A 20112-nucleotide genomic window follows, 5' to 3' on the forward strand; every position below is an offset into this window, starting at 1 on the left:
GGCGTTTCGTTGTGATCAGAATACAGGGGCCGGCGGGCCCGGCTCGCGACGGATTGTATTGCAGTGTATCTGGCGCCCGCCGGATACACAGCGATGCAAAAAGCGCCCGGGCTCGATACAGACGCGATACCTCAGCGGCATTCAATGGCATCCAACGAGGCAACACACCCGGCCTCGACAGCAAGTACACCCATTGAATGAATCAAGGACACCGCCATGAACACCAAAGCCATCTACGCCGCCTGCCTGTTCGCCGCGCTGAACATCTGCACCCTGTCGGCCCGGGCCGAAAGCGACGTCCAGACGCAGACCTATGCCTATGGCAGTCACCTGGACATCCAGAAAGTGCTCTCCGTTTCCGAAGACAGCGGCCCCGCCTGCGGCGTGGTCAATGCCCACATGACTTACCTGGATTCGGCCGGGCATCGCCAGGCACTGGAGTATCGCAAACTGGCTGATCACTGCAATAACGACAACTGAAAGTAAAATATCAATAATGGTTAATAACTTGTTGTTTTAATTGGTATATGTTTTATATAAACAGGCCCGAACCGGCCTGGCTGCCCATGAGGTGATGCCATGCTTCTGATCGCTTTCCTCGGCGGGATCCTGACGATCCTCAGCCCTTGTATTCTCCCCGTGGTGCCGTTTCTGTTCGCCCGGGCCAATCGTACCGCCAGTTCGATGTTGCTGACCCTCGGCGGCATGGTGCTGACTTTTGCCTTGGTATCGAGCCTGGCGGTGGTCAGCAGCGACTGGGTATTGCGCGCCAGCAGCGTAGGTCGGCAAGTCGCCCTGGGGGTGATGGTGCTGTTCGCCTTGTCGTTGATCTTCAGCCGGGTTGGCAGCTGGTTGGCGCGGCCGTTGGTCAGCCTGGGCAATCGCGTCGATGCGGGCGCCGGACGACTGGGTGGGCCGTTGGCCTCGGTGTTGATCGGCGTTGCCACCGGGCTGCTCTGGGCGCCCTGTGCCGGGCCGATACTCGGGGTGATCCTGACCGGCGCCATGCTGCAGGGCGCCAGCGCCGGAACCAGCCTGTTGCTGCTGGCCTACGGGCTGGGCAGTGCCTTGTCGCTGGGAACCCTGATCTTCGCCGGACGTGGCTTGGCCGCGCGGCTGAAGCTTTCTTTGCCCGTGACCGCCTGGCTGCGTCGTGGCAGTGGGGTGGTGGTGTTGCTGGCTGCCGTGGCCATCGCTACTGGTGCCGATGATCGACTGTTGGCCAATACCTCTTCCCAAGGAGCCGCCAGCCTGGAGCAGCGGGTGCTGGAGAAGGTGCCCCAGGCAATCGACTACGTGGTCAGCAAGGCCAGCGCCAACCCGCTGCCGAGCCTCGAGTTCCAGGGCGCCATGCCTTCGCTGGACGGTGCGGTGCAATGGTTGAACTCGCCGCCGCTGAGCAGTGAATCGCTGAAGGGCAAGGTGGTGCTGGTGGATTTCTGGACCTACGACTGCATCAATTGCCAGCACACGCTGCCCTATGTGAACGACTGGGCCAAGAAGTATAAGCAGGACGGCCTGGTGGTGATCGGCGTTCACACCCCGGAATACGGCTACGAGAAGATCATCGACAACGTACGCCAGCAGGTGCGCAAACTGGACATCCACTACCCGGTGGCCATCGACAACCAGTATGCGATCTGGCGTGCCTTCAACAACCAGTACTGGCCGGCGCACTATTTCATCGATGCCAAGGGGCAGGTGCGCTACAGCCACTTCGGTGAAGGCCGCTACGGCGAGCAGGAGCAGGTGATCCAACAGTTGCTGCAGGAGGCCAAGGCGGACTCCGCCGTTACTCATCAACCCAATGGCCAATAAAATACCAACCTGTGGCGAGGGGATTTATCCCCTCGCCACAGGGGCGCGCACGTCAGTGCTGGCCCTTGCTTTCCGGAACCTCGTCAAACTTCTTTTATTTCAGAAAGTTGGGCGACAAACCTATGCGTGTTTCTATATGGGTGGTAACGACAGTTTTCCTGGTCAGCGTCGCGCTTGAGGCTCAGGCCCGGGCGCTGACGCAAAACCAGCAGTCCGTATGTCGTTGGGGGGCGGACATCGCGGCAGGCGCGCAAGCCTCCAAGCTCTCCGGTGTCTCCCTGTACGGCGCCCGGAAAAAGCTGCAAGTGCGCAAATTCCCCCGGCCATGGATGCGTATGACCGCCCTGGGCATCACCGAACAGACCTACGACAGCGCGTCTCGCCTCAAACCCGCCGCGGTCAAGCAGACCTACTACGAGCAGTGCGTGCGTCACGAGTTGGCGCGCCGCTAGGTTCTGTACGGAAAGCCTTGATACTCGTTCATGCCGGGCTTCGACCAGGCATGTCGATGCCATGTTGATGCACCCGTCGGTACAGGGTGGCCCGGGAAATGCCCAGGGCCCGGGCGGCGGCGGTGGGTTTCCAGCGATGGCGCACGAGGGCATCGAGCAGGGCCTGGCGTTCCGGGCTGGCGCTGGGCTCTGGGGCAAGGGCAGCGACGGGCGAGCCGTGCAACGACTCGGGCAGGTGAGCGCGCTGGATCACCCGGCTCTCGCATACCGCACAGGCGTAGCGCAACACATGGCGCAACTGGCGGACATTGCCCGGCCAGTGATAGCCGAGCAGGCATTCCAGGGCCGCGCTGCTCAATTGCACGGCGCCGCCGCAGCGGGTCGACTCCTCTTCGAGGATACGGTTGATCAGCGTCAGCCGGTCACTGCGCTCGCGCAGCGGCGGCAGTTGGAAGCGGGCGCCTCCCAGGCGGAAATACAGGTCCTCGCGAAACTCGCCGGCGGCGACCAGGTTCTCCAGGTCACGGTGGGTGGCGCAGATCACCTGGATGTCCACGGCTTTGCGGCGTGATGCACCGAGAGGCGCCACTTCGCCCTCCGCCAGCACCCGCAACAGACGAGTCTGCAAGGCCAGCGGCATATCACCGATTTCGTCCAGAAATAGCGTGCCGCCATCGGCCTGCTGCAACAGGCCCTGCATGCCCTTGGCCGAGGCGCCGGTAAACGCCCCGGCCACGTAGCCGAACAATTCGCTCTCGATCAGGCTTTCAGGAATCGCGGCGCAGTTCAGCGCGACGAAAGGACGCTCACGGCGCTGACTGGCCTGGTGCAACTGGCGGGCGAACACCTCTTTGCCGGAGCCGGTTTCGCCCTGGATCAACACCGGCAGGTTGCGATCCTTGACCCGCACCGCCAGGCGCAGGCTGTCGGCCAGGCGTGGATCGACGTCGACCGGTGCCATCGCCGCCCGTGTACGCGGCCGCGCCCGCTGCCGTGGCGCGCTCAAGCGGCCATGCAGGGACGACTCGGTCCCCTGGCGGTCGAAGGGATAAAGACTCTCGTCCCGGGCACGGTGCAACCATTGTTGATCGAAGACCTGGCTGATGTGCTGCGGCAACTGGCCGTATTGCTGCAGCAGGTACTGGCGTGCGGCGGGGTTCAGGGCCTGCAGGCAGCCATCGTCGTCCCAGGCGAACAGATAATCGGGCTGGCTGTCGACGTAGCCGGCGTTGCGGTGGGCTCGCAGTACCCAATAACCCTGGGCGCTGCTCATGAAGAATGCCTGTTCGATTTCCCGGGCGCTCTGCACCACCATCTGGCGGATCAAGTGCTGCGAGCGGCGCTCATCCGGTGAGCGAACCGCTGACACATCCAGCACCCCAAGCAGTTCTCCCTGAGGATCGAAGACCGGCGCGGCGGAGCAGGTCAGGCCAATGAAGGCGGCGCGGAAGTGATCGCGCTTGTGCACCGTCACCGGCGCCTTGGCCGTGAGCACTGCCGCCACGCCGCACGTGCCTTCCTCGCCCTCCGACCAACAGGTGCCCAGGTAAAGTCCGGCCTTGCGGCAGTCATTGCGAATGGCGGTTTCAACACGGTAGTCGATGGTCTGACCCTGGGCATCGGTCAGCAGCACACAGTAGTCGGCGTCCCGTACCCGGCCATGGAGGCGCGCCACTTCTTCGCTGGCGATATTGAGGAACAGTTCGGAGCGCTCGCGGCATTGCTTGAGCACATCCTCGGACAGGATGCGCGGGCCCTGCAGCGAGCCAGGGTCGAGGCGATGCTGCTCCATGGACCGACGCCAGGAGTCGAGGATCAGGTTCGGGACGGGAAGCTGCGGCAATTGGTCCGCGTTCTTCACGACGCGGCTGACGCAATCCACATGGGCCCGGGAGTGAGCGGAAAGCATGACTGGCCTCCGGTTCAGCTTCTTATCGTTGTGCGCTCATTAAGCGCCGTTCGCCGGACACAGACAAGCCTGACGGGATCAGGTGCCGGCGTGAGACGCCACGTCTCACGGTCTCGCCAATGGCTCGTGCAGGCTGATATGTGGCGTCTCACGGGGCCTTGTCCCGGTTCGTGGTTTATCTCGCTGCGAAGGCTCTGGTCCGGACGTCTGCCGGGATTTTCGCGCAACTGGCACCGCCCTTGCTCTAGGCCCTGTACCCGCACGACGGGCCTTCCAATAATAAGAAACGAGGTACGCCATGTCTTCCTGCCCTGGTCATTTGCCCGTCACGTCCGCGGTGGCGCCATGAGTCGCCGCCCCCTGACCGTAGGCATCATCGCCAACCCAGCCTCGGGCCGCGACGTTCGGCGCCTGACCGCCAACGCCGGGCTGTTTTCCAGCACTGACAAGGTCTCGGTGATTCAGCGCTTGCTGGCGGCTTTCGGTGCCACCGGTATCGAACAGGTGCTGATGCCCACCGACATGACCGGCATCGCCGCCGCCGTGCTGAAGAACAGCCACAGCCGCCACGCCCGCGACAGTCATTGGCCGGCCCTGGAGTTTCTCGACCTGACCTTGCGCCAGACCGTGGAAGACACCCGCAGGGCCGCGCGGCTGATGGCCGAGCGCGAGGTGGCGCTGATCGCCGTGCTCGGTGGTGACGGCACCCACAAGGCCGTCGCCGCCGAAGTGGGCGATATCCCCTTGCTGACCCTGTCCACCGGTACCAACAACGCTTTCCCCGAGCTGCGCGAGGCCACCACGGCAGGGCTCGCCGGCGGGTTGTACGCCAGCGGCCGCATTCCCGGGCAGATCGGCTTGCGGCGCAACAAACGCTTGCTGGTGTGCGAGGCCCAGCGCGGCCTGCGGGAAATCGCCCTGGTGGACGTTGCCGTGTCGCCGCTGCGCTTCGTCGGCGCCCGTGCCATCAGCCGGGCGGCGGATCTGGCCGAAGTCTTCGTGACCTTTGCCGAGCCGCAATCCATTGGCCTGTCGGCCTTGTGTGGCTTGTGGCTGCCGGTGACGCGGCAGGAGCCGGGCGGCGCCTGGATGCGCCTGGACCCGCAATCGCCCGAAGCGCTGCTGGTGCCGCTGGCCCCAGGCCTGTTGCAGGGCTGCGGCGTGCTCGCGGCCGGCCGCCTGGAGCCAGGCGTGGCCCACCCGTTGGCGCTGTCCAGCGGCACGCTGGCCCTGGATGGCGAACGGGAAATCGAATTCAACCCGCACGACCGTCCCACAGTCACCCTCGATGCCGGCGGCCCGCTGAGCATCGATGTCGACGCGGTGCTGGCCTACGCCGCGCAACAGCGCTTGCTGGGCATCGGCCGTGAACACCCGCAACACCCCCTGAACCTGCAAATCACCCTTCAAGACACCCCTGGAGAATAAAAAATGTCGACACCGCTCACCCACGATCAACTGCTGCACGCCTACCAGGTGATGCGCACCATCCGCGCGTTCGAAGAGCGCCTGCACGTGGAATTCGCCACCGGCGAGATTCCCGGTTTCGTCCACTTGTATGCCGGCGAAGAGGCCTCGGCCGCCGGGGTCATGGCCCACCTGGGCGATGACGACTGCATTGCCTCCAACCACCGCGGCCACGGCCATTGCATCGCCAAAGGCGTGGATGTCTACGGAATGATGGCCGAGATCTACGGCAAGAAAACCGGGGTCTGCCAAGGCAAGGGCGGCTCCATGCACATCGCCGATTTCGAGAAGGGCATGCTCGGCGCCAACGGCATTGTCGGCGCCGGTGCGCCGCTGGTGGTCGGTGCGGCGCTGGCGGCCCGGCTCAAGGGCACCGACAGCGTCGCGGTGGTGTTTTTCGGTGACGGCGGCTCCAACGAAGGCGCGGTATTCGAGGCCATGAACATGGCTTCGGTGTGGAACCTGCCGTGCCTGTTCATCGCCGAGAACAACGGCTACGCCGAGGCCACGGCGTCCAATTGGTCGGTGGCGTGCGATCACATCGCCGACCGTGCCGCCGGGTTCGGCATGCCGGGGGTGACCGTGGACGGTTTTGACTTCTTCGCCGTCCACGAAGCCGCCGGGGCGGCCATCGAGCGTGCCCGGGCCGGGGAAGGGCCGTCGCTGATCGAGGTCAAGCTGACCCGCTATTACGGGCATTTCGAGGGCGATGCGCAGACGTATCGGGCACCGGATGAGGTCAAGCACTTCCGTGAAAACCAGGACTGCCTGATGCAGTTTCGCGAGCGCACGACCCGGGCCGGGTTGCTTTCGGCCGAGCAACTGGACCAGGTCGACCGGGAAGTGGAACTGCTGATCGAAAACGCCGTGCGCAAGGCCAAATCCGATCCCAAGCCTGCGGCGGCTGATCTGCTCACTGACGTCTACGTCTCCTACCCCTGAACGCCCCTTATAAAACAAGAACAGAGAATTCCATCATGGCGAGAAAAATCAGCTATCAGCAGGCAATCAACGAAGCCCTGGCCCAGGAAATGCGCCGCGATAGCAGCGTGTTCATCATGGGCGAGGACGTGGCCGGTGGCGCCGGCGCGCCCGGTGAGAACGACGCCTGGGGCGGTGTGCTTGGCGTCACCAAGGGCCTCTACGACCAGTTCCCCGGTCGTGTGCTCGACACCCCGTTATCGGAAATCGGTTACGTCGGCGCAGCGGTCGGGGCCGCGACCTGTGGTGTGCGCCCGGTGTGCGAACTGATGTTCGTCGACTTCGCCGGCTGCTGCCTGGACCAGATCCTCAACCAGGCGGCGAAGTTTCGCTACATGTTCGGTGGCAAGGCTGCCACGCCGTTGGTGATCCGTACCATGGTCGGTGCCGGCCTGCGCGCCGCAGCCCAGCATTCACAGATGCTCACGTCCTTGTGGACGCACATCCCCGGGCTGAAGGTGGTGTGCCCGTCGTCGCCCTACGATGCCAAGGGTTTGTTGATTCAGGCGATCCGCGACAACGATCCGGTGATCTTCTGCGAGCACAAATTGCTCTACGGCATGCAGGGCGAGGTGCCCGAAGAGCTCTACACCATCCCGTTCGGCGAGGCCAACTTCCTGCGCGACGGCAAGGACGTGACCCTGGTGTCCTACGGCCGCATGGTCAACACCGCCATGGACGCAGCACGTAGCCTGGCCGGGCGCGGCCTCGATTGCGAGGTCATCGACCTGCGCACCACCAGTCCGATGGACGAGGACAGCATCCTCGAAAGCGTGGAAAAGACCGGGCGCCTGGTGGTCATCGATGAGGCCAACCCACGCTGCTCCATGGCCACCGATGTTTCGGCGCTGGTGGCCCGGAAAGCCTTCGGCGCGCTCAAGGCGCCGATCGAGATGGTCACCGCGCCGCACACGCCGGTGCCGTTCTCCGATTCCCTGGAAGATCTGTACATCCCTGACGCGGCGAAGATCGAACAAGCCGTGCTCAACGTGATCGAGTGGAGCAAGCGCTGATGAGCCAGATTCATACCCTGACCATGCCCAAGTGGGGGCTGTCGATGACTGAAGGCCGGGTCGATGCCTGGCTCAAGGAGGAGGGCCAGGCCATTACCAAGGGCGACGACGTGCTGGATGTGGAGACCGACAAGATCTCCAGCAGCGTCGAAGCGCCGTTCTCCGGTGTGTTGCGTCGGCAGATCGCGCGCCAGGACGAAACCCTGGCGGTCGGCGCCTTGCTGGGCATTGTCGTCGAAGGCGAGGCCAGTGACGCCGAGATCGATGCGGTCATCGAGCAGTTCCAGTCCAGTTTCGTGCCGGGCGACAGCGGTGACGAAGACACCGGCGCGAAACCGCAGAAGGTCGAGCTGAACGGTCGGGTGATCCGCTACTTTGAACGCGGCCAAGGGGGCGTGCCATTGGTGTTGGTCCACGGTTTTGGCGGGGACCTGAACAACTGGCTGTTCAACCATGAGGCCCTGGCGGCCGACCGCCGGGTGATCGCCCTGGATCTGCCGGGCCATGGCGAGTCCGGCAAGACCCTGCGACGGGGCGACCTGGACGAGCTGAGCGGCGCGGTGCTGGCCTTGCTCGATCACCTGGACATCAGCGTCGCGCACCTGGTGGGGCATTCCATGGGCGGCGCCGTGTCGCTGAACAGCGCACGCTTGATGCCCCAGCGGGTGCGTTCCCTGACGCTGATCGGCAGCGCCGGCCTCGGCCCTGAGATCAACGGCGGCTACCTGCAAGGCTTTGTCGAGGCCTCCAACCGCAACGCCCTCAAGCCGCAATTGGTGCAGTTGTTCTCCAATGCCGAGCTGGTCAACCGGCAGATGCTCGAAGACATGCTCAAGTACAAGCGCCTGGAGGGCGTGGAGGTAGCGTTGAAGCAGCTGTCGGCGACCTTGTTCGCCGAGGGTCGCCAACAGGTGGACTTGCGCGAGGTGGTGCAGGCTGGTCACGTGCCGACTCTGGTGGTCTGGGGCAGCGATGACGCGATCATCCCGGCGACCCATGGCGAAGGGCTGGACGCCCAGGTCGAGGTACTGGCCGGCCAGGGCCACATGGTGCAGATGGAAGCGGCCGAGCAGGTCAATCGATTGATCCTTGAGTTCATTGAGCAGCACTGATCAAACGGGCGACGCGCGAGTCGTCGCCCCCAAGCATTCTGGAGAACGCTATGAACGCCTCAATCAAGCCCACCCGCAGCATGCGCGCCGCCGTCTGGCATGGCCGTAACGACATCCGCGTCGAAGACGTACCGTTGCCCGTTTCGCCGCCTGCCGGCTGGGTGCAGATCCGCGTGCAGTGGTGCGGCATCTGCGGCTCCGACCTGCATGAGTACGTGGCCGGGCCGGTGTTCATCCCGGTGGACGCGCCGCACCCGCTGACCGGTATCAAGGGCCAGTGCATCCTCGGTCATGAATTCTGTGGTGAAATCGTCGAGCTGGGTGCCGGGGTAGAGGGCTTCAGCGTTGGCGAGCCGGTGGCAGCGGATGCCTGCCAGCACTGCGGCACCTGCTACTACTGCACCCACGGGCTCTACAACATCTGCGAGAACCTGGCGTTCACCGGCTTGATGAACAACGGCGCGTTCGCGGAACTGGTCAATGTGCCGGCCAACTTGCTCTATAAATTGCCCGCCGGTTTTCCTGCCGAGGCCGGCGCGCTGATCGAGCCGTTGGCGGTGGGCATGCACGCGGTCAAGAAGGCCGGCAGCCTGCTGGGCCAGAACGTCGTGGTGGTTGGCGCCGGGACCATCGGCCTGTGCACTATCATGTGCGCCAAGGCCGCCGGGGCGGCCCAGGTGATTGCCCTGGAGATGTCCGGGGCGCGCAAGGCCAAGGCCCTGGAGGTCGGTGCCACTCATGTCATCGATCCCAACCAGCGCGATGCGCTGGCCGAGGTGCGCCGCCTGACCGGAGGGCTGGGTGCCGATGTCAGCTTCGAATGCATCGGTAACAAGCACACCGCCAAGTTCGCCATCGACCTGATCCGCAAGGCTGGCAAATGCGTGCTGGTGGGGATTTTCGAGGAGCCGAGCGAATTCAATTTCTTCGAGCTGGTATCCACCGAGAAACAGGTGCTCGGCGCACTGGCCTACAACGGCGAGTTTGCCGACGTCATCGCGTTCATCGCCGATGGCCGCCTGGACATCTCGCCCCTGGTGACCGGGCGCATCCAGCTGGAACAGATTGTCGGACAGGGGTTCGAGGAACTGGTCAACAACAAGGAACACAACGTGAAGATCATCGTGTCACCGGCCCGGAGCTGACTTTTCCGATGTGGGCGATTGGCGATGGCCGGCAGCGGCCATCGCATTTTTTATGCTTTGGATTCAATCCGGCAGATAGGCCCGCCAGACCCGGCTTTCGTCGAGCTGCAATTGCTGTTCTTCCGTTTGCCGGAACTTGCGGTCGCAGTCGAGGAAAAACTCGTCGAGCTGTGGCGGCTCGATGTCGGTGTCGCTGAGCATCGTGTGGACCTGGCCACGGTGGTGAATCTGGTGTTCGAACAGGTGCAGCAGCAACCGGTCGATACGCTCGGGCACCACCGCACCGTCGGCGCGTACCAGCTCGACGGACCGGGCGAGGTCTTTCTCCCGCAAGGATTCGCAGAACGTGACCAATCGCTGGTCGCTGCGGGCCTGGCTTTGCACCAGATCGGCAAAGGCCAGGGTCTCGGAGAAATCCTTGGTCTGACCGTCACGATCGCCTTCCAGGGCGGTGAGGTAATAGCAATCCACCTCCAGGATATGGCAGAGGGTGGCTTGTATGGATGGAAAGAACCCGGTGCGGCGTGTCAGGTATTCGTCTTCGCTCAATTGCGCGCAAGTGCTGAGCAGGCGGTGGTTGGCCCACTGGTTATTCAGGGCCTGGGCCAGGAAATAGTTCATGGGAAGCCTTCCTTGATGTGGCCGCCTGGAATCCTGTGGGAGCGGGCTTGCTCGCGAAGACGGCGGACTATCCAGCATAGTCTTATCAGACAAACCGCTTTCGCGAGCAAGCCCGCTCCCACACAGGCCATCCTGATTTCAACGACGGTCCTAGAGCCCCACATCCGGCAGCACCGGCCGATTCGCCAGGGCCTTGGCCATGATCTGTTCCACATACAGCCGGTCCTCTTCCGGCAGGGCCAGGCGTGGTGGGCGGGAGAGGGCGCTGCCGCGGCCGGCGATGGCTTCGCACAGCTTGATGCATTGCACCAGGTCGGCGCGGGCGTCGAGGTGCAGGATCGGCATCAGCCATTCATAGATCGGCATCGCTTCGGCGAACCGGCCATCGCGGGCCAGGCGGAAGATGGTTTCGCCTTCCTTCGGGAACACGTTGGACATGCCCGAGACCCAGCCTTCGGCGCCCACGGCGAGGCTTTCCAGCACCACGTCGTCGAGGCCTGCGAACAGGACAAAGCGATCACCTACTTCATTGCGCACATCGATGAACCGCCGGGTGTCGCCGGAGGAGTCCTTGAAGCACACCACGTTGTCGCAATCGGCCAGGGAAATCAGGATGTCCGGGGTCACGTCGTTCTTGTAGATCGGTGGGTTGTTGTAGACCATCAGCGGCACGTCGGCATGCCGGGCGACATAGCGAAAGTGCTCGGCGGTCTCGAACGGCTTGGAGCCATAGACCAATGCTGGCATCAGCATTACGCCGTCGACGCCGACCTTGCGCACCGCGTTGGCGACCTTGGCCGCCTGTACGCTGGTGAATTCGGCCACGCCGCAGATCACCGGCACCCGGCCCCGGGAGGCGTCCACCGCGACTTCGGTCACGGCGATTTTTTCTTCGGCGCTCAACGAGGTGTTTTCCCCCACCGAACCGCAGACCACCAGGCCCGAGACGCCGTCACGGATGACGTTGGAAATGACCTCATGGGTCTTGTCCAGATTGATGGAGAAGTCATCGTTGAATTGGGTGGTAACGGCGGGGAATACGCCGCTCCAGTTGATGCGTTTGCTCATGGTTGTCTCCGGTTGATGATAGTACTGTGGCGAGGGGATTTATCCCCTCGCCACAGGGGTGGGTGTGAAATTCGGAATGTTCATGCGCCAGGCCACGTATCCGAAAGCCGATAGCCTTGGGGCCACGGATCGGCCGGATCCAGCAGCAGTTGGTGGGTCCCGGTGATCCACGCTCGCCCGGCAACGCACGGGTAGATCGCCGGGCGTTCGGCCACGTCGGTCAGCGAGTCGATGCGGCAGTGGAACTCGGAGCCGATGATCGAGCGCCCGATGAACCGTTCACCCACCTGCATCAACCCCTTGGCCTGCAGCACCGCCATGCGTGCCGAGCACCCTGTGCCGGTGGGGGAGCGATCGATCTTGCCGGGTTGGATCACCACGGCGTTGGCGCCGGTCGCGACACCTGCCTCCATGACGATGGGCGCGGCGATCTGGCAGAACGAGATATGCGACCAGTCCGGGTTCAGCGGATGTTCGAAACCCAGTTGTTCATTGGCGGCCCGGGTGATTTTCAGCCCGATATCTACCAGGTCGGCGGCCTCGTCAGGGCGGATGGCAAAGCCCAGGCGCTGGGCGTCGGCGATGACGAAACTGTCGCCGCCATAGGCGGTGTCCACCTGTAGCGAGCCCAGGCCCTGCACTTCGATCCAGGCATCGAGACGGTCGGCGAAGGACGGCACGTTCCTGATCTCCACCCGTTGCACCTTGCCGTCGCGGCAATCGGCGACGGCTTCGATCAACCCGCCAGGGGCCTCCAGTATCAGGCGGGTCTGGGGTTCAGTCATGGGCAGGATGCCGCTGTCCAGCAGCACAGTCGCCACGCAAAGGGAGTTGGAACCGGACATCGGCGGCGTGTCGGCGGGCTCCATGATGATCCAGCCCATCTGTGCCCGCGGGTCCTTGGCCGGTACCAGCAGGTTAACGTGGCGGAACACGCCGCCACGGGGTTCGTTGAGGACGAAGTTGCGCAGGGTCTCGTCCCGGGCAATCCAGCGCGACTGTTCCCACACGGTGGCACCGGGCGGAGGGGCAACGCCGCCGACGATCACATCGCCGACTTCGCCTTCGGCGTGGCAGCTAACGATGTGGATGATTTTGGATGAGCGCATGGGATGCTCCTTATGTTGTTCATGCGGGCCTCTTCGCGAGCAAGCCCGCTCCCACATGGGATTCGTGGACAGCACCGAACCCTGTGGGAGCGGGCTTGCTCGCGAAGGGACCAGCGCCTATTTCACCGACCTGAGAAACGCCGCCGTCTCCCGCTGCATCGGATTGCCGATCACCTGGTCCGGCGGTCCGATCTCATGGACCCGGCCATTGCAGAAGAACGCCACGCGATCGGACACGTCCCGGGCGAAGCGGATCTCGTGGGTTACCAGCACCATGGTCATGCCGTCCTCGGCGAGCATGCGCATGGTGTCCAGCACCTCGCCCACCAGTTGCGGGTCCAGGGCCGAGGTGGCTTCGTCGAACAGCATGTAGTCCGGCGACATCGCCAGGGCCCGGGCGATGGCCATGCGCTGTTGCTGGCCGCCGGACAGCTTGTTCGGGAAGGCCTTGAGCTTGTCCCCCAGGCCCACGTGCTCCAGCTGCTTAACCGCCAGGGCCTCGGCGTCCTGTTTGCTCTTGCCCAGCACCTTGCGCGGCGCCAGCATCACGTTCTCCAGTACGGTCAGGTGCGGGAAGGCGTTCCATTGCTGGAAGACAATGCCGATCTTCTGCCGCAAGTGATTGAGATCGGTGGCGCGGTCATGGACCTCGACACCGTCCACGCGAATGCTGCCTTGCTGGATCGGCTCCAGGCCGTTGATGCACATCAGCAGGGTCGACTTGCCGGAACCCGAGCCACCGATGATCGACACCACTTCGCCTTTGTCCACGGTCAGGCTGACACCCTTGACCACTTCCAGGTCGCCAAAGGATTTATGCACGTTCTCGATCTCAATCATTTTCCTGCCACCTTCTTTCCAGACGTGCGCCGAGGCGGGCAACCACCAGGCTCATGACGTAGTAAATGAGGCCTGCGATGCACAGCACCAGCAGGGGTTCCTGAATGCGCGTGACGATGGTTTGAGAGGCACGCAGCAGCTCGACAATGCCGATCCACATCACCAGCGCGGTGTCCTTCATCACTCCGAGTACCAGGTTCAGCCAGCCGGGAAACGCCACGCGCGTGGCAATCGGCAGGACGATGAAGCGCAGGTCCTGCAGGTAGCTCAAGCCCAGGGAACGGCTGGCCCGCCGGGTGCTCAGTGGCACCGCCAGCACACCGCCGCGGACGATTTCGGTGAAATACGCGGCGGCGTAGACGCCGAGCACGATGCAGCCGACGGCGAAGGCGCTGAGGTTCAGCCCGGCGATACTTTTCAGGGAGTTGAACAGCACGAACTGGATCAACAACGGCACGCTGCGGAACACGTCCAGTACCCAGGCCAGCGGCAGGCTGGCCCGGGGCAGCAGTGCCCGGAGCAGGCCGAACAGCAACCCGGCCAGGGTGCCGAGCAGGATCGACCAAACAGTCAGTTGCAGCGTGACCCAGGCCCCGTCGAGCAAGAACAGCAGGTCGTTGACGGTGAGGCTTGTTGTAAACATGACCGGCCCTCAATAACGGAAAAGCCGCCAGGACAACAGCCGGGCGAGCCCGACGATGAGCTTGGCGATCAGGTAATACAGCGCGGCCGCGAGGGCGAAGTACTCGAAGGTGCGGAACGTCTTGACGTTGTATTCCTGGGTCACCCCGGTGAGGTCGTTATTCAGGCCGACCACCACGCCCAGCGAGGTCATCAGCACCGCCCAGACCATCTGGTTGGTCAGCGGGTAGAAGACGATGCGCAGCAGTTGCGGGACGATGATCATCCGATAGGCCTGGAACGCGCTCATGCCCAGGGAACGGGCGGCGCGCATCTGCGTACCGGGTACGGCCTTGAGGCCACCGCGAAAGTTCTCCGCCAGGTAACCGGCATTGTTGAAGGTGATCCCGGCCAGCAACGCCAGCCAGGAACTGACGTGCAGCCCGAGGGAGCCGAGGCCGAAGTAGAGGATGTAGATCTGGAACAGCGACGGCGTGTTGCGGGCGATGGAGACCCAGCCATTGCCGATGCCGCGCAGCAATGGATGACGCGCCTGGCGCATCACCGTCAGCACCAGCGCGATCAGCACGCCGAAGATCATCGACAGCGCCGCGGTCTCGAACGTGACCCAGGCCCCGGCGAGCATGTCGGGCAACGCGCGCAGGGCCGGGCGCCATTGGAAGCTGTAGTCAAACATGGAAGGGATTCCCCCGGCGGGTGACAGGTTGCAGCCAGAGCGGCGGTTGGCCGCTGGCGGTGGCGATGCAGGCGGCGTCGACACAGGCCGCGAGGCTGGCGAAGTGCACCCCGCGCCCCACCAGGCCGGGCGCGTAATGGGCGTATTTGCCGGAATTGGTCATCAGGGTGGTGGCAGCGGGTGGGATGACCGGTTCGCCCAGCATGCACCAGCAGGTGTCGGTCACCAGCGTCGCGCCGAAGGCTTCGATGGCGTCCAGGTGGCCCGCCTGGCGGGCCTGTTCCAGTACCGCACGGCCGCAGGTGATGGCGAGTATCACGTCCGGGTGCTTACTCCGGCCGGTGCAAAGAGTCGCCAGGGCGGCAAATTCGCTGAGGGAGAAATGCGGATTGCCCAGGGAAACCACGTCCACCCGGTTGTCCCGGGCACTGTTGAGCTCACGCCAACTGGCAAGCAGCCCCGCGGCATCCACCGTTACCATCGGTATTGGACAATCCACCTCCACGACATCGGCCGGGTCGAGGGCTTCCGGTGTGACCCCAGCGATGTGGAACAGGGGCGCGGCACTGGTGGTCGCGAACGCGGCTCCGAAGGCCTTCAGGTCATCCCGTGTCGGCGCGGCGTGCTCCAGGCCGCGTATCAATGGAATGCGCCGGCCCGTCAGGCCACCGATGTGATAGCCCAGCAGCGGATAGAAGCTGTCGTCGACAGTGCCCAATCCCGGCACGTCGACGATCAGCTTGGCTTTGCGCTGATCGTCCAGGTGACAACCGGTCAAGGGCGCCCGGCCGCACAAGGCGATGCAGATATCCAGGAAATCCGGATATTTCTGCGTGCGAGCCCCGAGCACACTGTTGGCGTAGACCACCGCGTTGGACTCGGCCCAGACGATCTGCTCGCCGGCCCTGGGCGCGGTATCCAGCAGATACGGCGCGCAGGTGAAGCTCAACTGTGCGCCCATCGTCATGTAGGCATCGCCCAAGGCACTCGCCGGTTCGCCCAAGGCCGGGTCGATGCCCAGTTCGCGCCAGCGGCGCTGGTCCACGGAAATGGAATTGAGGGTAGTGGGCACGCGCACCCTGGCGCCCCACTGCACCAGTTGCTCGGCAAAGCGCAGGCTGGCCGGGCCGGTGTAGATGCAGCCGTCGATGTGGGCCTGGGTTACGTCCAGCAACTGCGTGGCACCCTGGATTTCGGCCATGCGCAAGACGACTTGCATGGCCACCTGGGCGGCCTTGCCGTGGCTGCCGTCGAGCAGCGTCCGGTCCTGTTCGGTGAGGCTGACGGTAGACGGCATGGGCGGCTGCAAGGGGACGTCGGCGCCATCCCAGCGATCGTTGGGACGACGACCGGACAAGGTCAGGCAATCGCCTTCGACGCGCACGAAACCCTGGCCGCGCAAGCCGTCGAAGGCTTCACGACCGACCTGCACCACCGGCAGGGAACGCTGGAAAATCAATTGCGCCACCAGCACGCCCAAGGTCAGGATCTCATCCGTTTCGGCCAGCACCAGCGCTGCGGGTGCATGGCCGTTGCTGATCAGCTCCATCAAGACGCTGCTGCCGGTGCACGAGCCGCGCCCGCTGGGAATTGCCAGCACGCGCCCGGCCAGGCGCTCGCCGCTGAGCGGGTGATGCCGGTCGATGACTTCACCGCTGGCCGGATCCACACCGCCCCAGAAACTCAAGCCCACATCGGCAAAGAGCAGGGCACCCTGGGCGGCACCCTCCACCAGACTGCGGCCCATGACACGGATAGGCGTGCTTGGCATGCCCCGATCCTCAGTAATAGACCTGCGGGACGGTCAGGTTGGCCGGCGGAATGTCGGTGCCGACCCATTTGGCGAACAGCTCTTTGTAGCGGCCGGTGCGCACCTGTTGGTTGACGAACAGGTTGAGGTAGTTGATCAGGCCGAACTCGTTGCGCTTGGCGCCAAGGGACACATAGTCGATGACATAAGGTGCGTCACCGGCGATCTTCAGGTTTTTGTATTTGCCCGACTTGATGGTCGCAGCGGCCACGGTGTTGGTGACCACCGTCGCATCGATATGCCCTTGGGCGACGGCCAGCAGCGTGTCGTTCTGCGACTGGTAGGCGCGGAAGCTGCCGCTGCCCCAGTTCTTCTGGTCTTTCTCCAGCGAGATGGCTTCATAGGTGCCGCTGGTATTGCCCACGGCCTTGCCCTTGAGGTCGGCGAAGCTATTGATGCCAGTGTTGTCGCGGGTCAGCACCACCATCTGGAAGGCGAAGTAGGGCACGGTCAGGCCGACGGTCTTGGCCCGCTCCAGAGTGTCGGAGGTGGAGGCGACGATGACATCGGCGCGGCCGGAAATCAGTGCCGGGATCCGATCAGGGAACGGTGTTTCCACGACTTCGGCATCGACCCCCAGGACCTTCGCCAGATCGTGGCAATAGTCCACGTCGAAGCCCGCCGGTTTGTTGCTTTCGTCACGAAAGCCCATGGGCGGGAAGTCCAGGGTCACGGCGCAGCGCAGCTTGCCGGAGTCGATGATGTCATCGAGCTTGTCGGCATGGGCGGTGGTGATGAACAGGGGGGCCAGGACAACACTTAACGCTACGGCCAATGCAGGATTTTTCATAAATGCCTCGCTGTCGAATAAATGCGGTGAGATATCGTATTGAGGATTTCGTATACGATATTAGATAAGCAATCCGCGTGCCTGTCTCACAAAACGCTCGCTTGAATGGATAACTCGTTGATAACAAACAGTAATAGGGCGTAGAGGGTTCGAGCGGTACTCAAGATCGCTTCAGGCAGGTGTTACAGATGGGAGCAGTGGGGGCTCCGTCGCCCTTTAAGGGAACAGATTCACTCCTGGCTTTCGCGGTACTGGCTCGGCGACAGGCTGGTCAAGGCGCGGAACTGGCGGCTGAACGCGCTGTGGTCGGTGTAGCCGCAACGCAAGGCGATCTCGGTGATAGGCAGGTCTCTGTCCAGCAGCAGGCGCGAAGCTTCTTCCAGTCGGGCTTTGTGAATCATTTGCCGGGGCGTGAGCTGAAAAATGCGTTTGCAGTGCCGCTCCAGTTGCGCCACCGACAACCCGGCGATGGCGGTCAGTTCGGCGAGGCTGATGGGGCGGGCAAAGTGATGTTTGATATGGGCATCCACCGCCGCCAGTTTCTGAAACGCCGGGTGGCTGGACTGCGGCAGTTGCAGGTCCCGGGAGATGCCGGCCAGGCCGGTGATCTGGCCGTTGGGCTCGCGCAGGGCGATTTTATGGGTCAGGCACCACACCGGTTGATTGCCGTAGTACAGGTGCAGTTCGAGTTGGTCGGCCAGCTCCCGGCCGCTGGCCAGCACCCGTCGATCCTGTTCGGTGTACAGCGGGCCGAAACGCTCGGGGAACACCTGCTCGGCGGTGCGGCCGAGCAGATCACTGCTGTGCTTGAAGCCGCAGCGCCGGGCCAGGGTCTGGTTGACGAAGGCGTAGCGGGCCTGAGTGTCCTTGATGAAAAACACCACGTCCGCGAGGGTGTCGAGCAGCGGCGCGATGGATTGCAGGTTGTGCAGTAGAGTGCCCAGGTCGCAGGGGGTGAAGGATGTGAGCGAGGGATACATGGGTTGGCATCATCTCTGGTTGAAGCGAGCATGCTCCCACAGTTGCGGTATGAACACATCGATTCCAGTGGGAGCGGGCTTGCTCGCGAAAGCGGTGCTTCAGTTTGCATTGATCTTGAATGTACCCCCTCTTCGCGAGCAAGCCCGCTCCCACAAATGGATCGCTGTCTGGCTCAAGTGGACGGGGTTTCTTCCAGCCCCAGCAAAGTTTCGATCCGTGCCGGGCTGAACGGCGGGCGCGGAGTGGGTGGCGTCCAGTCGAACAGATACTCCAGGGCCGCACCGCAGACCCGGCCCTGGCACGCGCCCATGCCACAGCGGCTGGCGAGCTTGGCTTCGCGCCAGCTCACGTGGCCGATCAGGTCGCCGTAGGGCACGTCTTCGCAGCGGCAGACCAGGGTGTCGGCCCTGGCCAGGGACTTGAGCCGCTCATTGAGGGCGAAGGCTTTGTTCAGTGCTCGGGCGAAACCCTGCCAGCGTTCCCGACGCGGCCACAGGCGTCGGGCGGCCGCGGTATCGTCGACCGCCGCGTGACCGGCGATGGCGCCTTCCACCAGCGCCAACTCGCTGCCGCCGAAACCGGTGCATTCGCCGGCGGCGTAATGGCCCTGGCGAGTGGTCGCCTGCCAGGCATCCACCGCAAGGGCATTCTCGGCGAGCTCGCAGCCCAGGGCCTGGCCGAGCAGGGTATTGGGGATGAGCCCAAAACCACACGCCAACCGGTCGCAGGCCAGTTCGACAACCTTGCCCTGTTGCAGCAAACGCACGCCTTCGAGTCGCTCTTGCCCCAAGGCCTCCAGCACATGGCTTGCGGTGCGGTAATGGCTATCGAACAGAGCGAACGCTTGCAGGAACTTGCCCGGCCAGCGCGGCAATTGCGCGGCGAAACCGGCCACGGCGGCACGGCTTGCCTGTTCGGCCACCCGTAGCACGTGGGCACCCTGGTGCCTGGCCGTGGCGGCGCTGGCCAGCAACAGTGGCCCGCTCCCAGCGATCACCAGGCGTTCATCCCGTACCGGCAGGCCCGCTTTGATCAATGCCTGCAAACCGCCGGCGCCGGTGACGCCGGGCAGGGTCCAGCCGGGGAAGGGCAGCAGCAACTCCCGGGCGCCGGTGCACAGGATCAAACGCTCGTAGGTGATCTGCCAACCGCGCTCGGCATTCTCCACCAACAGGGTTTTATCGGCGGCGCAGGCGATGACCCGGGTACCGGCATGGCAGCGCACATTGGCACAGGCCTGCAACCGCTGACGCAGGCGGCGTGCCGCGGCGGGTAGGCTGGCCTGGGGGCCGTCGCGCCAGATCTGCCCTCCAGGCAACGGGTTGTCGTCCAGCAGTACGATAGACGCGCCGCGGCGTGCCGCGGCCAGGGCGGCGGCCATGCCGGCGGGGCCGGCGCCGATGATCAGCAGGTCGGTGGTTTCGTTCATGGTCGGGTCTGCACATGCATGCCGTCGCGGCACAGGGTCTGGCAGGCCAGGCGCCGCTGGCCGTCGATCATCACCCGGCATTCCTGGCAGATGCCCATGCCGCACAGGGGCGCACGCCGTTGGCCGCTGACCGAGGTGCGACTGCAACCGTCCGCACCCAAGGCCAGGGCGGCGGCGACGCTGGTGCCGGGGGTGACCGTGAGAGGGTGGCCGTCCAGGAATAATTCAGGCATCTATCGGGCTCCGTAT

At 64.0% G+C, this 20112-nt stretch carries 20 protein-coding genes; 8 read left to right on the forward strand and 12 right to left on the reverse strand.

Going from position 1 to position 20112, the window contains the following annotated elements; all coding sequences use genetic code 11:
- Window positions 1-216: 216 nt before the first annotated feature.
- The 3 genes from FBX99_RS15360 to FBX99_RS15370 all read left to right on the forward strand — a co-directional run bounded on the left by FBX99_RS15360 (window position 217) and on the right by FBX99_RS15370 (window position 2270).
- The gene (locus tag FBX99_RS15360; RefSeq protein ID WP_144929395.1) at window positions 217-480 is read left to right on the forward strand and encodes a DUF2790 domain-containing protein; all 264 of its coding nucleotides are present in this window, start codon (window positions 217-219) and stop codon (window positions 478-480) included.
- 99 nt (window positions 481-579) lie between these two features.
- Window positions 580-1818 (forward strand): cytochrome c biogenesis protein DipZ, encoded by a 1239-nt coding sequence (locus tag FBX99_RS15365; RefSeq protein WP_145131929.1) that lies wholly within the window; start codon window positions 580-582, stop codon window positions 1816-1818.
- A gap of 122 nt (window positions 1819-1940) precedes the next feature.
- Window positions 1941-2270 (forward strand): hypothetical protein, encoded by a 330-nt coding sequence (locus FBX99_RS15370; protein WP_144929391.1) that lies wholly within the window; start codon window positions 1941-1943, stop codon window positions 2268-2270.
- Window positions 2271-2298: 28 nt separating this feature from the next.
- On the opposite strand, the gene FBX99_RS15375 is transcribed toward FBX99_RS15370, so the two are convergent.
- Window positions 2299-4179: a sigma-54-dependent Fis family transcriptional regulator gene (locus tag FBX99_RS15375; protein ID WP_144929389.1), complete on the reverse strand. Its 1881-nt coding sequence runs from the start codon at window positions 4177-4179 to the stop codon at window positions 2299-2301.
- Between the two features lie 345 nt (window positions 4180-4524).
- Here FBX99_RS15375 and FBX99_RS15380 point away from each other — a divergent pair, with 345 nt between their 5' ends.
- The 5 genes from FBX99_RS15380 to FBX99_RS15400 all read left to right on the forward strand — a co-directional run bounded on the left by FBX99_RS15380 (window position 4525) and on the right by FBX99_RS15400 (window position 9897).
- Complete coding sequence (locus FBX99_RS15380) at window positions 4525-5607, forward strand: ATP-NAD kinase family protein (RefSeq protein WP_145131931.1); 1083 nt, start codon at window positions 4525-4527, stop codon at window positions 5605-5607.
- A 3-nt stretch (window positions 5608-5610) separates the two neighbouring features.
- Window positions 5611-6588 carry a thiamine pyrophosphate-dependent dehydrogenase E1 component subunit alpha gene (locus tag FBX99_RS15385; RefSeq protein ID WP_047702923.1) on the forward strand — a complete coding sequence of 326 codons (978 nt, stop codon included), beginning with the start codon at window positions 5611-5613 and terminating at the stop codon, window positions 6586-6588.
- A gap of 35 nt (window positions 6589-6623) precedes the next feature.
- The gene (locus FBX99_RS15390) at window positions 6624-7640 is read left to right on the forward strand and encodes an alpha-ketoacid dehydrogenase subunit beta (protein ID WP_144929385.1); all 1017 of its coding nucleotides are present in this window, start codon (window positions 6624-6626) and stop codon (window positions 7638-7640) included.
- Window positions 7640-8752: an acetoin dehydrogenase dihydrolipoyllysine-residue acetyltransferase subunit gene (locus tag FBX99_RS15395; protein ID WP_144929383.1), complete on the forward strand. Its 1113-nt coding sequence runs from the start codon at window positions 7640-7642 to the stop codon at window positions 8750-8752. The genes FBX99_RS15390 and FBX99_RS15395 overlap by 1 nt, the downstream gene beginning before the upstream one ends.
- An 80-nt stretch (window positions 8753-8832) precedes the next feature.
- Complete coding sequence (locus FBX99_RS15400; RefSeq protein ID WP_256662518.1) at window positions 8833-9897, forward strand: 2,3-butanediol dehydrogenase; 1065 nt, start codon at window positions 8833-8835, stop codon at window positions 9895-9897.
- 63 nt (window positions 9898-9960) lie between these two features.
- Here the strand turns inward: FBX99_RS15400 and FBX99_RS15405 are convergent, their stop codons facing one another.
- The 11 genes from FBX99_RS15405 to FBX99_RS15455 form a co-directional block, all read right to left on the reverse strand.
- Complete coding sequence (locus FBX99_RS15405; RefSeq protein WP_144929379.1) at window positions 9961-10518, reverse strand: DinB family protein; 558 nt, start codon at window positions 10516-10518, stop codon at window positions 9961-9963.
- 150 nt (window positions 10519-10668) lie between these two features.
- On the reverse strand, window positions 10669-11586 hold the full coding sequence (locus tag FBX99_RS15410) for a dihydrodipicolinate synthase family protein (protein ID WP_144929377.1): 918 nt from the start codon (window positions 11584-11586) through the stop codon (window positions 10669-10671).
- A gap of 80 nt (window positions 11587-11666) precedes the next feature.
- Window positions 11667-12695 carry a proline racemase family protein gene (locus FBX99_RS15415; RefSeq protein ID WP_144929375.1) on the reverse strand — a complete coding sequence of 343 codons (1029 nt, stop codon included), beginning with the start codon at window positions 12693-12695 and terminating at the stop codon, window positions 11667-11669.
- Window positions 12696-12812: 117 nt separating this feature from the next.
- Complete coding sequence (locus tag FBX99_RS15420; RefSeq protein ID WP_144929373.1) at window positions 12813-13535, reverse strand: amino acid ABC transporter ATP-binding protein; 723 nt, start codon at window positions 13533-13535, stop codon at window positions 12813-12815.
- Window positions 13528-14178: an amino acid ABC transporter permease gene (locus FBX99_RS15425; RefSeq protein WP_144929371.1), complete on the reverse strand. Its 651-nt coding sequence runs from the start codon at window positions 14176-14178 to the stop codon at window positions 13528-13530. Before FBX99_RS15425 ends, FBX99_RS15420 begins: the two co-directional genes overlap by 8 nt.
- 9 nt (window positions 14179-14187) lie before the next feature.
- Window positions 14188-14853, reverse strand: coding sequence for an amino acid ABC transporter permease (locus FBX99_RS15430; protein WP_041024839.1), 666 nt, complete (start codon window positions 14851-14853; stop codon window positions 14188-14190).
- The gene (locus tag FBX99_RS15435; RefSeq protein ID WP_144929369.1) at window positions 14846-16624 is read right to left on the reverse strand and encodes an aconitase X; all 1779 of its coding nucleotides are present in this window, start codon (window positions 16622-16624) and stop codon (window positions 14846-14848) included. The genes FBX99_RS15430 and FBX99_RS15435 overlap by 8 nt, the downstream gene beginning before the upstream one ends.
- A gap of 10 nt (window positions 16625-16634) precedes the next feature.
- Window positions 16635-17453: a transporter substrate-binding domain-containing protein gene (locus FBX99_RS15440; protein WP_145131933.1), complete on the reverse strand. Its 819-nt coding sequence runs from the start codon at window positions 17451-17453 to the stop codon at window positions 16635-16637.
- A 230-nt stretch (window positions 17454-17683) separates the two neighbouring features.
- Window positions 17684-18433: an AraC family transcriptional regulator gene (locus FBX99_RS15445; protein WP_144929365.1), complete on the reverse strand. Its 750-nt coding sequence runs from the start codon at window positions 18431-18433 to the stop codon at window positions 17684-17686.
- Window positions 18434-18606: 173 nt separating this feature from the next.
- Window positions 18607-19863, reverse strand: a complete 1257-nt coding sequence (locus FBX99_RS15450) for an FAD/NAD(P)-binding oxidoreductase (RefSeq protein ID WP_145131935.1) — start codon at window positions 19861-19863, stop codon at window positions 18607-18609.
- Window positions 19860-20096 (reverse strand): 2Fe-2S iron-sulfur cluster-binding protein, encoded by a 237-nt coding sequence (locus FBX99_RS15455; RefSeq protein WP_144929361.1) that lies wholly within the window; start codon window positions 20094-20096, stop codon window positions 19860-19862. The genes FBX99_RS15450 and FBX99_RS15455 overlap by 4 nt, the downstream gene beginning before the upstream one ends.
- Between the last annotated feature and the right edge of the window lie 16 nt (window positions 20097-20112).

It is taken from the genome of Pseudomonas sp. SJZ074 (assembly GCF_007828215.1).
In the GTDB taxonomy this organism is placed as follows: domain Bacteria; phylum Pseudomonadota; class Gammaproteobacteria; order Pseudomonadales; family Pseudomonadaceae; genus Aquipseudomonas.